The organism is Nitrogeniibacter aestuarii, from assembly GCF_017309585.1.
Classification (GTDB): domain Bacteria; phylum Pseudomonadota; class Gammaproteobacteria; order Burkholderiales; family Rhodocyclaceae; genus Nitrogeniibacter; species Nitrogeniibacter aestuarii.
On record NZ_CP071321.1, the window covers coordinates 537,704 to 549,939 of the forward strand.

The 12,236-nt window shown below is 62.6% G+C and carries 8 protein-coding genes and 1 pseudogene; 4 read left to right on the forward strand and 5 right to left on the reverse strand.

Features of this window, described 5'->3' with window-relative positions:
• Window positions 1-347: 347 nt before the first annotated feature.
• The 3 genes and pseudogenes from J0W34_RS22315 to J0W34_RS02550 all read left to right on the forward strand — a co-directional run.
• Window positions 348-692 (forward strand): annotated as a pseudogene (locus tag J0W34_RS22315) (DUF6531 domain-containing protein); the annotation flags it as partial.
• 390 nt (window positions 693-1,082) lie between these two features.
• The gene (locus tag J0W34_RS02545; RefSeq protein WP_230970566.1) at window positions 1,083-4,487 is read left to right on the forward strand and encodes an RHS repeat domain-containing protein; all 3,405 of its coding nucleotides are present in this window, start codon (window positions 1,083-1,085) and stop codon (window positions 4,485-4,487) included.
• Window positions 4,472-5,035 (forward strand): hypothetical protein, encoded by a 564-nt coding sequence (locus tag J0W34_RS02550; RefSeq protein WP_230970567.1) that lies wholly within the window; start codon window positions 4,472-4,474, stop codon window positions 5,033-5,035. The genes J0W34_RS02545 and J0W34_RS02550 overlap by 16 nt, the downstream gene beginning before the upstream one ends.
• Before the next feature lie 505 nt (window positions 5,036-5,540).
• On the opposite strand, the gene ubiT is transcribed toward J0W34_RS02550, so the two are convergent.
• The 5 genes from ubiT to ubiB form a co-directional block, all read right to left on the reverse strand.
• Window positions 5,541-6,050 (reverse strand): ubiquinone anaerobic biosynthesis accessory factor UbiT, encoded by a 510-nt coding sequence (ubiT, locus tag J0W34_RS02555; RefSeq protein ID WP_230970568.1) that lies wholly within the window; start codon window positions 6,048-6,050, stop codon window positions 5,541-5,543.
• Between the two features lie 8 nt (window positions 6,051-6,058).
• Window positions 6,059-6,985, reverse strand: coding sequence for a U32 family peptidase (locus J0W34_RS02560; protein WP_456238053.1), 927 nt, complete (start codon window positions 6,983-6,985; stop codon window positions 6,059-6,061).
• A gap of 4 nt (window positions 6,986-6,989) precedes the next feature.
• Window positions 6,990-7,985 (reverse strand): ubiquinone anaerobic biosynthesis protein UbiU, encoded by a 996-nt coding sequence (ubiU, locus tag J0W34_RS02565; protein ID WP_230970569.1) that lies wholly within the window; start codon window positions 7,983-7,985, stop codon window positions 6,990-6,992.
• 97 nt (window positions 7,986-8,082) lie between these two features.
• Window positions 8,083-9,495 carry a sodium:solute symporter family protein gene (locus J0W34_RS02570; RefSeq protein ID WP_230970570.1) on the reverse strand — a complete coding sequence of 471 codons (1,413 nt, stop codon included), beginning with the start codon at window positions 9,493-9,495 and terminating at the stop codon, window positions 8,083-8,085.
• 133 nt (window positions 9,496-9,628) lie between these two features.
• Window positions 9,629-11,161 carry a ubiquinone biosynthesis regulatory protein kinase UbiB gene (gene ubiB, locus J0W34_RS02575; protein ID WP_230970571.1) on the reverse strand — a complete coding sequence of 511 codons (1,533 nt, stop codon included), beginning with the start codon at window positions 11,159-11,161 and terminating at the stop codon, window positions 9,629-9,631.
• A 263-nt stretch (window positions 11,162-11,424) separates the two neighbouring features.
• Here ubiB and J0W34_RS02580 point away from each other — a divergent pair, with 263 nt between their 5' ends.
• Entirely contained in the window at window positions 11,425-12,219 is a 795-nt protein-coding gene (locus tag J0W34_RS02580) for a caspase family protein (RefSeq protein WP_230970572.1), read from the forward strand.
• Window positions 12,220-12,236: the final 17 nt, after the last annotated feature.

Consider the following 12,236-nt stretch of genomic DNA (forward strand, 5'->3'; position numbering starts at 1 on the left):
GGGGGTGCCACCAAAATGATTTTAATGCCACTCATATCATATTCGATGCAGGGGAAAACGCACTTCCAGATTATTCTTGCGTTGACAAAATTATTGAATGGAAGAAGTCGGCGAAAAACAATCCATTAATCGATTACGAGCCAATTTCTTTTCCAGAAGACGACAGTTTTTTGGTGTATTCGCCTTGGAGTGATGGGCAATACATCATGAGTAGAGCATTTGGTTACACGATTGCAGACGGTGTTGTCTACGGGGTTGAAGACGGATTCGGGCGTTGGCAGCATCTTTACAAGCGTTTCATTAGTTGTGCCGTACCGGGAAGAAGGTCATACGGATCTCGGGCAGTGATGGACGATGAAGTCGATCCGGATTGGAGTGGGGTCGAGCCATCCGGAGTTCCACCATATTCGGATTACTACTGCCGTTACTACATTACCCCGGAGCTGGCAGGTGAAAATCTAGCCGGGCAATGCGAGGCTTCGAGCAATCGGCCAATCTCGTACGTTAATGGAAACAAGTATCTGAGCGAGCAGGATGTTTCTGCTTCGCCATTGAAAGGGTTGTCAATTACGCGGCACTACAACTCGCTCGGAATTGACGGGCGGGTAGACCTCGGTGCGCGTTGGCGCATCAACATAGACCGATCTCTCGGCCTCGACTCTCCTGACATGATTACTGCTTTTCGGGGCACCGGTCGATATCTGAATATGGCGCGTGCAGGAGCTGATTTTCTACCAACAGGGGGTGGTTCCGAGCGAGCAAGAGAGATTATTGAAAACGGCACAGTCATAGGATGGCTGTTCTTCGATGCGAGCGGGAACGTTGATCGTTTCGACAGCGAGGGACGTTTAGCCGAAATCGTTAGTGCTGACGGCATGACGTGGAAGATGGTGCGGAACAGTGCCGGGCGAGTTGCCCGTGTTGAAAACAGTTACGGTAACTTCGTAGATCTGAGCTATGACGACGCCTTCTCTCTTGCGGCGATAACGATGCAAGATGGTTCCCAGATTTCATACGGGTACAACGAAGACGGTAACCTCGCGCAAGTTGTTTATCCTGATGGATCCGAGAAGATCTATCATTTGCGAGAGACAGATTTTACTGCTCGGGTCTTGCGCCCCGAACTGATCACAGGCATCACTGACGAGTCAGGCACGCGCTACGTCAACTACTGGTACGACAGCGAACGCCGCGCTATCGCCGAAGAAGCTGCTGGCGGTGTCGACCGCATCGACCTCTCATTCGGCACAAACATCACCCGCGTCACCGATGGCTTTGGCACTCAGCGCGAATACAACTTCTCCCCGGTCAATCATGTTGCCCGCTACACCGGCCAATCCAAACCCGGCGGTGCCGGTTGCTCCCCATCCGCGAGCAACATCACCTACGACGCCAACGGCAATGTCGACAGCCGCACCAGTTTTGACGGCACCCAGACCACCTACACGCACGACCCGGCCACCAATCGCGAAACCCTTCGTGTTGAAGCCGCCGGCACCCCCGAGGCTCGCACCACCGCCACCGAATGGCACCCCGACTGGCATCTCAAGACCCGTGTCGCCGAGCCCAAGCTGATCACCACCTGGGTCTATAACGGCCAGCCGGACCCGATTCACGGCGGCACCGCCGCCTGTGCGCCGGCCGATGCGGAAGTGATCGCCGGCATGCCGATTGCCGTGGTGTGCTCGAAAACCGAACAACCCACCACCGATGGCACGGGCGCCCAGGGCTTCAGCGCAAGCGTCGACGGCCCGGCCCGCACGTGGACCTACACCTACAACCGCTACGGCAAGGTGCTCACTGCCGACGGTCCGCGCACCGACGTGGCCGACGTGTGGACCTATGAATACTTCCCCGCCGACGCCCTCTGCCCGGGCGAGGGTGAAGGCATCGGCATGGACAAGGGCTGCCGGGGCGAGCTGGTGCGTGCCACCGACCCGGTGGGTCTGGTGACGGACTATCTCAAGTACAACGCCCACGGCCAGATTCTGGAGATGGTCGCCCCCAACGGCGTGCTCACCCGCTACACCTACGACCTGCGCCAGCGCATGACCAGCCAGCAGGTGGGCAGCCTGCTCACCGTGTTCGACTACGACCCGCGCGGCCTGCTCGAACGCGTCACCTTGGCCGAAGGCTCGGCCATTGCCTACGCCTACGACGACGCCCACCGCCTCATCGGCATCACCCAGGTGGCCACCGGCGAGCGCATCGAATACACCCTCGACAACGCCGGCAATCGCACCGCCGAAACCGTGTTCGACGCTCAGGGGCAGGTCGCCCGGCAACTGGCGCGCGAGTTTGACGCCCTGGGGCGCCTGTGGCGCGAAATTCGCAGCATCAATGGCCAGAGCGCCGCCACCGACTACCTGCACGACGCCGAAGACCGCCTCACCCACGAGATCAACCCGCTGAGCGAAACCCGCCAGTGGCAGTACAACGCGCTGGGCAACCTCAAGGCAGAAGTCGACGCGCTCAACGCCACCACCCAGATCGTGCCCGACGCCAATGGGCAGGCCGAAGCTGTCATCGCCGCCAACGGCGCAAAGACCAGCTTCCAGGTCAACGGCCTCGGGCAGGTGCTGTTCGAAGGCAGCCCCGACCGGGGCAACATCACCTACGGCTATGACGCCGCCGGCAATCTGGTGAGCCGCACCTTTGCCAGCGGCATCACCGAAGTGCGCACCTACGATGCGGCCTCACGTCCGGAGAGCATCCGCTATGTGAAGGGCGCAACCACCTACTGGCGCAAGTTCGACTACCAGTGGAACCCGCGCGGCCAGCTCGAACGGCTCAATGCCGCGGGTGGCAACATGAAGTACGAATACGACGCGCTGGGCCGCGTGACGCGCAACCTGTTCAGCGTCATGGGGCCGGGCATGGATGTCCGCTACGCCTATGACAACGCTGGCCGCCTGAGCCGTATCACCTACCCCTCGGGCCGCCAGCTCGACATCGGCTACGACACCGCCGGGCGTATCGACAACCTCGCCATGGCCCCGTACCAGCTCGTCAGCGGCGTGCTCTACCACCCCTTCGGCCCGGTCCGGCAGATGACCCTGCTCAACGGCCTGGTGCACACTCGCGAGCTCGACGCCAACGGCCTGCCCAGCCGCATCACCCTCGGCGGCGTGGCCACCGACTACGGCTACGATCTGGCCGGGCGCATCACCACACTGGATGACACCAGCGGCAGCGCCTATGACCAGAGCTTCGGTTACGACGCCGCCGGGCGCATCACCGGCTACAACGGCCACCCCGGCCCGCGCGGCTACACCTACGACGCCAACGGCAACCGCACCAGCGACACCATTGCCGGCATGCTCACCGACATCGTCATGCGCTACAAATCGAACCGCATCTACACCATTGGCGGCAAGAGCGTCACCTACGCCGCCGATGGCGCCGTGCGCAAATATGACGGGCTCGATCTCTACTACAACGTTGAAGTCAAACTCATGAACGTTGTTCGATCCGATGGGCGGGTCAACTACGTCTACGACGGCCTGGGGCGCCGGGTCGGCAAGGTCAACTACGGTACCAGCGCACTGCCCTACAACATCCAGTACGCCTACGACCTCGACAACCACCTCATCGGTGAATACCAGCAGGACGGGACCCCCATCCGCGAATACGTCTGGCTGGGCGACCTGATCGTGGCGGTGATCGACACCAACCCCGACGGCAGCACCACTGCCTACGCCGTCGAAACCGACCACCTCGGCACCCCGAGGTTACTCACCGACGCCACCCAGCAAGCCCGCTGGCGCTGGATGAGCCCGCCGTTTGGCGATGTGCTGCCGGCGGAAGACCCGAGCGGGTTGGGGAAAGTGACGTTCAACTTGCGGTTTCCGGGGCAGTATTACGACCGGGAGAGCGGGCTGTTTTATAACTGGAACCGGTTTTATCATGCGGGTACGGGGCGGTATTTGCAGTCGGATCCGATTGGGTTGGCTGGGGGGTGGAATACCTACGGCTATGTCGGGGGGAATCCGCTTAGCTACTCCGATCCGACAGGTGAATTTGCCCAGTACATTCCGTGGATTCTCGGTGGAGGCGGAGTTGGGATTGGTCTGATCTATGCGCAGTCTGATCCTAACAAAGGAAGTGGTTCAAGTTCCGGGATTGAGAACACGGAACCCGAGAAGTGCTGCGAAAGATGGGAACGTATCTATGCGCCTAACTCCGGGAAGCATTTGTCGAAAGGGCGCTGGATGAACGGAAACTGGGCGGGGCCTGAGCCAGACCCGCTTTACGCTCCTGCCGCACTGAAAACGGCTATCCCGGTGACCGCGGATGAAACAGTTCTGGTAGGTCACATTGGCGACCAAGTCATTCAGTTCAATTTTGAGCGAGCTGACCCAGTTGCGTGTGTCAAGATTTATCATGGGTTTATCGTGTCTGGCCAGCCGGTTCCGGCGCGGCAAGATGTGCATAATGCTGCCAAGAAGGCGGGATTTCCGGGGACAAAGAAATGGAAGTGGAGGTAAATTGTCGAGATCTGATGCTAGGCACAGTCTCGTTCGATGGAATCGCGCTGGAGTTCGTTCTGGATCTAGAGAGATCGTCAGCAATCTCTGATGCAGGAGGTCGGTACCTTGACCACTGCGTCAATATACGGGTTCGAAATTCACCTGTATCGAGATTGCTGATTTCGAGCCAGGACGCGGGAAACTTCAAATACTTCTTGCAGCGCGTGCGAGTGGCCATAAGCTCGCAATCTACAGATCTTGACGGAAAGAGTGTTCCAGAAGAGCTGCGGAGAGCGAAACAACTCTATTATGAGGATGACGATGCTAACGCAGGACGTTCTTTAGAGTTGATATCGAAGTTTGTGGTTGCCGAGAGCTATCTCGGACGAATCTTCGTCGTTCCGAGAAACGGTGCATGTGAAGTTTTTGTTGAAGAAATTGACGAAGATACCTCCAGGGTGTTCTCGGAAAAAGTAGAGGGAGGAAGGTTCGCTGACGGTGTCTCTGAAGTTTTTGATTTTTTTGACCGAGCTGTTTCCTTGCGAGTGAATCCGGAGGAGCCGTAGTGGAGAGCGGTGTTTGGGAGGGGGAATTTGAAGCACTGATGGGGATCAACCCGCGTAAGGCGGACACCGTAAGGTGCGTTAGGCGAAGCCGTAACGCACCATTGGGCGTCGCAATCCGGGACTCCGTTGCTTATCGAAAACCGGGTCCAGTGCCCACGACGCCCCTTTCCAAACGCCGCTCGACCTCGAACGGCGTTTGTTCATCCACCGCTGTTTGGTGCGCTACGGCTTCGCCTAGCACACCCTACGCCGGGAATGCCGGCGGTGGTTATTTGACGGGTGATTTTCGGCTTGGAACTGGTTGCCGTTCCGGCCAATTTCATTTCCGTAAGTCACGTTAGGCGCAAGCCGTAACGCACCATCGGGCGCTTCAAACCGGGACGCCGTTGCTGATCGAAAACCCAACCCCTCGCCCACGGTGCGCCGCTCCAAACGCCGCTCGACCTCGGGCGGCGTTTATTCATCCACTGCCGTTCGGTGCGTTATGGCTTCACCTAACGGAACCCTACGCTTCGATGCCGGTGGGGCTTGTGGGCGCTGGCGAGACGAGGCGCTTGAGCGGCGTGGGGAGCGTATCGAAAAGGGCGTCCCAGTCCACTGCGTCCAGCGTGTTCTTGACCAGCAGTCCCAGGTCGGTATCGCCTTCCATGACCAGTCGGCGGCTGAAGAAGAGGGTGTCCGGGTCTTCTTCCTGCAGGGCGAGGGCGAGGTAGTCGCGCAGCCCGGCGCGCAGGGTGAGGTCGGGTTTCCGGGTGTCCTGGCGCAGGTGGAAGCGGCCGTTGAAGCCGTAGCGCAGGGTCATGCCGAGATCCGTCACTTCAAGCTGCAGGCGCTTGCCGGCGAGGGGGGCAAGGTCGTCTGCCGAGAGCACGCGGCCGAGGGCGAGGTTGAGACCGGTGACCAGAGCCAGGGTCGGCGGTGTCTGCGGCAGATGGCGACCGATGCGGGCGGCGATGCCGGGCAGTTTGAAGTCGGGCACGGTCCGGGGCAGGCGAAGGGCAGGCAGGGTCAGCATGATGAGCCTCAGGCAGCGATGCTGCTGGATACGACGTATTGCTCGACGCCCGGGCGCCCGTGCCAGAAACCGTTGCAGGGGGCGTCGCTCATGTACGCATGGCTGTGCTCGAAGGCGAGCTGCGGGTCGAGCTTGTGGCGTCGGGCGTCATCGAACAGGGCGAGAATGTCGGCGGTGTGTTCGCCCTGCGGCAGGACGCGCAGGACGCCCACGCCGGCCTGGGCCACGCCGGGCAGGTCGGCCAGCAGGTTGTGCACCTGCGCCGACTGGGTCTGGATGCCGTTGAGCGTGAGGAAGGGTTCGCCCTCGCGGGTGTGCAGGCGGATGCCGTCGGCGAACTGCAGGCAGCGAAATTCGCAGGTGTCTTTCTGCAGGTTGAAGTGGCGGGCGGTGAAGCAGCGGGCCGAGTAGGCCAGCGGCAGGCGGCCGTAGGCCATCACCTCCACCTCGGGCGGCTGCTCGCAGGCGGCGATGAGCGCGGTGAGATCCGCACGCGACATTTCGGGCGGTGCGACCCAGCGGCGGGCGCCCATGGCCTGCAGCCAGCCGAGCGTGTGCGGGTTGAACACGTTCAGCGTGGGGCCGGCGATCCAGCCTTCGACACCGGCCCGGTCGAGCTGATTGACCGCGGCCATGTCGTTGGCCTCGATGCGGAAGCCGGCCTGCTCGGTGAGCTTGCGCAGGGCCTTGAGGTCGGAGGCGGATTCGATCAGCGGCAGGGTGGAGATCACCACTTCCTTGCCCGCTTCGGCCAGTACCTGGCCGATCTCGAGCCAGTCGTCCATGCGCAGTTCGTGACGGCGGGCACACACGGTTTCACCGAGGTAGACGATGTCCACCGGGCTGTCGACGATGCCGGCGTAGAAATCCAGCATGGCCTGGCGGGGCCAGTAGTACTGGTTGGGGCCGAGGGCGAGTTTCAGTGTCTGGGGCATGGGCTTATTTCCATGGCCGGTAGTAGGCGCCGAGGGTGTGACTCTGTCCCTCGGAGACCTGGTTGAGGGCGGCCATCCAGGCCGGGTCGACCTCGAATCCGTCGCCGCGTGTCTGGAGGCGGTCGATGGCGGCACGCCAGATGCGCGTCACCTGGGCCACGTAGGCCGGGCTGCGCTGGCGACCTTCGATCTTGATGGCCTTGACGCCCATGCGTGCCAGCTCGGGGAGCAGGTCGAGGGTGTTGAGGCTGGTCGGCTCTTCGAGGGCGTAATAGGTTTCGCCCTCCACGTCGAAGCGGCCCTTGCACAGGGTGGGGTAGCCGGCGCGCTCGTCCTTGCCGAAACGGTCGATGAGCACGCCGTTCAGGCGTGTCTCCATGCCCTGCGGGGTGTCCTCCCAGCGCACATGCTTGCCCGGCGAGCAGGCGCCGTTGCAGTTGGGCGATTCGCCCGTGGCAAAGGCCGACAGGGCGCAGCGCCCCTCGACCATCACGCACAGGCCGCCAAAACCGAAGACCTCGATCTCGACATCGGTGTTGTCGATCACATGTTGCACCTGGGCCAGCGAGAGCACGCGCGGCAGCACGGCGCGGCGAATGCCGAAGTAGCGCTGGTAGAGGTTGATGGCCTCGAAGCTGGTGGCCGAGCCCTGCACCGACAGATGCAGGCGCAAGCCCGGGTGGCGATCGACCGCGTAGTGCATCAGCCCGGGGTCGGCGAGGATGACCGCATCCACCTCCAGCTCGGCCGCCAGATCGATGGTGTCGGTCCACTCGCGCCAGTTGCGGGCCTGCGGATAGGTGTTGAGCGCCAGCAGCACCTGGCGGCGGTGCCGGTGGGCATAGGCGACGCCGTCGAGCAGTTGCTCGCGGGTGAAGTTCAGGCCGGTGAAGTTGCGGGCGTTGGTGGCGTTCTTGAGGCCCACGTACACGCAGTCGGCGCCTGCATCAACGGCTTTCTTGAGCGCGGGCAGGCTGCCGGCCGGGCAGACCAGATCCATGGCAAGACTCGTCGGTGGTGGTGAATAGCCCGCGAGTCTATCGGCAGGACATGATGAACGGATTGACCCGCATCAATCCGCCCGAATTAAGGCGTGTTCAGTTGTAGGCCGATGGCTGGCGACCGACAAGACCGCCGATGAGCATACCCACCGCGCTGACGCACAGGCCGGCCAGCTGGGGCGGCACGATGGCCTCCGGAGCGACGAACTCGAGCGAAATCCACGTGACCAGACCGAACACCATGGCCAGCGCGGCGCCCAGATTGTTGGCGCGTTTCCAGTAGAGGCCGGCCGCGAGCGGCACGAAGGCCGCCGCCAGGGTGACCTTGTAGGCGTCTTCGACCATCTGGTGGATGGAGCTTTCGGTGCTGGTGGCGTACCAGGTGACGGCAATGGTGAAGGCCACCACCGAGGCGCGGGTCATCCACAGGAAGGCGCGGTCGCTCAGATGCGGCATGAAGCCCTTGAGGATGTTCTCGGAGAAGGTCACCGACGGGGCCAGCAGGGTGCCCGAGGCGGTACTCATGATCACCGAGAGCAGGGCGCCGAAGAAGATCACCTGGGCCGTGATGGGCAGGTGATTGAGAATGAGCTGCGGCAGGATGAGTTGCGAGTCCTCTTCCATGTAGCGGGCCACCAGTTCCGGGTCGATCAGGGTGGCGGCATAGGCGAGGAACAGGGGCACGGCCGCGAACAGGAAGTAGGCGACGCCACCGAGCACGGTGCCGGTGACCGCCACGTGTTCATTCTTGGCCGAGTTGGCGCGCTGGAACACGTCCTGCTGCGGGATCGAGCCGAAGGCCATGGTGAGCAGGGTGGCCACCCAGGCGATGATGGCGCCCACGTTGGCCTCGGGCAGCCATTCGAACTTGCCCGCGGCGGCGGCGTGATCGACCACCGTACCGACACCCCCGGCCAGATCGGCCACCTCCCAGCCAATGAACAGCAGGCCGAGCACGATCACCACCATCTGCACGAAGGTGGTGATGGCCACCGACCACATGCCGCCGAACAGGGTGTAGACCATTACCACGCCGGCGCCGATCAGCATGCCGTCGTTTATGGCGATCTGCCCTTGCGAGACCACATTGAACACCAGCCCCAGGGCGGTCACCTGCGCCGACACCCAGCCCAGGTAGGAGACCACGATGCACAGGGAGAGAATCATCTCCGTGCTGCGGTTGTAGCGCTTGCGGAAGAAGTCACCCAGGGTGAGCAGGTTCTGCCGGTAGAGGCGTTTGGCGAAAAACAGGCCGAAGAGGATCAGGCACAGGGAGGCGCCGAGGGGGTCGGAGATGAGCCCCATGAAGCCTTCTTCAAGGAAGGTGGCCGAGATGCCCAGCACCGTCTCGGCGCCGAACCAGGTGGCGAACACCATGGCCAGCACGATGTAGAAGGGCAGGTGGCGACCGGCGACGATGTAGTCGCGCGCATTGTGCACCCGCATGGCGGCCATCAGACCGATACCAATGGAAATGGCGAGATAGGCAATGACGAGCCAGAGCAGCATGGGCGGCGCTCCCGGAGAGGCGTGGGATGGTTCGGCGGCACGAGGCCGGTTTCAATCCGCGCGATTGTAGAACAGCCGTTTGCCCCTTTGGGCAATTAATCGTCCGGGATTGGGGTCCGAAGCCCCGGGCGGCTCAGCGCAGGAAGAACAGGTGCCAGAGTTCGACGCCGATCACGATCAGCAGAATGACCAGCAAGGCGTTGAAACGCCGGTGCTGACGCCGGTGAGCACGGGCCAGGCGGGCCATTTCCTTCTGCATCTCGATCTGCTGGTCGCGGGTGTCCAGCGCGTGGTGCACCAGGCGTGGCAATTGCGGGATCGCCATGGCCCAGCTGGGGGCCTCTTCCTTCACATGGCGCACCAGCGCGCGCCAGCCGATTTGCTCGTTCATCCAGCGCTCGAGGAAGGGCTTGGCGGTCTTCCACAGGTCCAGCTCGGGGTCGAGCTGACGACCGAGGCCTTCGATGTTGAGCAGGGTCTTTTGCAGCAGCACCAGTTGCGGCTGCACTTCCATCTCGAAGCGGCGGGCCGTCTGGAACAGGCGCAGCAGGGTCTTGCCGAAGGAGATGTCCTTGAGCGGCTTGTCGAAAATCGGCTCGCACACCGCGCGGATGGCGGATTCGAACTCATCGACCCGCGTATGTGGCGGCACCCAGCCGGCGTCGATGTGCGCCTGGGCGACGCGCTTGTAGTCACGCTGGAAGAAGGCCAGAAAGTTCTGCGCCAGGTAGTTCTTGTCCACGTCGGTGAGCGTGCCCATGATGCCGAAATCGAGGGCGATGTAGCGGCTGTCGGCCGCCACCATGATGTTGCCCGGGTGCATGTCGGCGTGAAAGAAGCCGTCGCGAAACACCTGGGTGAAGAAGATCTCCACGCCCGCCATCGACAGGTCCGACAGGTTCGTGCCCTGGGCCTTGAGTGCCTCGATGCGCGAAATGGGAATGCCGTGCATGCGCTGCATGACCATCACCGACTTGCCGCAGTAGTCCCAATGCACTTCAGGGACGATGAGCAGGTTCGAATCCTTGAAGTTGCGGCGCAGCTGCGAGCAGTTGGCGGCCTCGCGCATCAGATCCAGCTCGTCGCGCAGGTGCTTGGCGAATTCGCCCACCACCTCGCGGGGCTTGAGGCGCCGGCTGGCGGGCCAGAGTTTTTCCAGCGCGGTGGCGGCCACGTCGAGCAAAGCCAGATCGTGGGCGATGACGCGCTCGATGCCGGGGCGCAGGATCTTGACGGCCACTTCGGTGCCGTCGTGCAGTTCGGCGAAATGGACCTGGGCCACCGAGGCCGAGGCCACCGGCTCGCGGGTGAAACCGGCGAAGACCTCATCGACCGGCTTGCCGTAATAGTCCTCCAGCACCTTGATCGCCTGATCGATGGGAAAGGGCGGTACCCGGTCCTGCAGCAGCGCCAGTTCGTCGGCGATGTCCGGCGGCAACAGATCGCGCCGGGTGGAGAGCATCTGCCCGAACTTCACGAAGATCGGGCCGAGCGATTCGAGGGCCTTGCGCAGGCGCACGGCGCGCGGGTCGGCGAAGCGTCGCCAGAAGAACAGCAAGCCCCACACACGCACCAGGGTACCGCTCGGGTCGGCGGCGAGAATCATCCGGTCGAGGCCGAAACGCAGGCTCACGGAGACGATTTTGACCAGTCGGAACAGTCGCACGGGCACGGGTCTGGGGTTGGGAAAACGGCATTTTGCCTGTAAACGCCACAAGAGGGGTGTTGGCGTGGCACGGGGCGGCCGGGCGCGTGAGTGATGCATTCCACTGACGCGAAAGGGCGCATGGCGCGAGCATCTGTGCGGCCGCGTGTCGGCTTGCTGAGGGTCACGGGCATTTAACCTCGGGCGCCGACATGCTTTAATCAGACGAAAGACGCCGTCATCCGGGCCCGAGTCCGCCTCGACGCGCATCATGGAGGAGACCCGTGAGCAAGTCAGCCCTGTGTATTGGCATCAATGATTACCCCGGTACCGAAAGCGATCTTGCCGGATGCGTGAATGACGCCAACGACTGGTCGAGCCTGTTGGGCCAGCGCGGCTATCTGGTGCGCCAGATGCTCGACGGCGAGGCGACCAAGGCGGCCATGGTGCAGGCGATCGGTGATCTGATCGGTGCGGCGCGCAACGGCGACTCGGTGGTCATCACCTATTCAGGTCATGGCACCTGGGTGCCCGATACCTCCGGCGACGAGTCCGACGGGCGCGATGAAGGCCTGTGTCCGCACGACATCAGCGACGGCAACGTGCTGCTCGATGACGAACTGACCGAGATCTTCCGCCTGCGCGAGGCCGGGGTGCGGGTGCTGCTCATTGCCGACAGTTGCCACTCGGGCTCGGTCACCCGGGGTAACGATGCCGACCTCGATCCGGGCATGCCACGGGCGCGCTTCCTGCCGCCCAGCGTGTGGGCGGACGACACCCAGCTGGCGCCGGCCGCGCTGTCGCGCAGCGGCGGCTTCGGCAGTTTCTCCCGCCTTGGCGGCGATCTGCTCATGGCGGGGTGTCGCGATGCCGAGTTCAGCTGGGATACCCGCTTCGGCGGGCGGCCCAACGGCGCATTCACCTACTACGCCCTCAAGACACTGCAGCAGCTCGGGCCGGATGCTTCCTACCAGGACTGGTTCCGGGCCATCGGCAACCATCTGCCGACAACACGGCTGCCACAGACGCCGCAGATACTTGGCTCGCGTTCGGCACGTCACTTTCCCATCTTCGAATAGAACTCCATGGGTTCGAG

Coding starts and splice junctions, on each gene's coding strand:
- ubiT (WP_230970568.1), bottom strand. CDS start 6,050: ATGCTGACCCTGCCTGCCCTTCGCCTGCCCCGGACCGTGCCCGACTTC.
- J0W34_RS02570 (WP_230970570.1), bottom strand. CDS start 9,495: ATGCTGCTCTGGCTCGTCATTGCCTATCTCGCCATTTCCATTGGTATC.
- J0W34_RS02550 (WP_230970567.1), top strand. CDS start 4,472: ATGGAAGTGGAGGTAAATTGTCGAGATCTGATGCTAGGCACAGTCTCG.
- J0W34_RS02560 (WP_456238053.1), bottom strand. CDS start 6,985: ATGCCCCAGACACTGAAACTCGCCCTCGGCCCCAACCAGTACTACTGG.
- ubiU (WP_230970569.1), bottom strand. CDS start 7,985: ATGGATCTGGTCTGCCCGGCCGGCAGCCTGCCCGCGCTCAAGAAAGCC.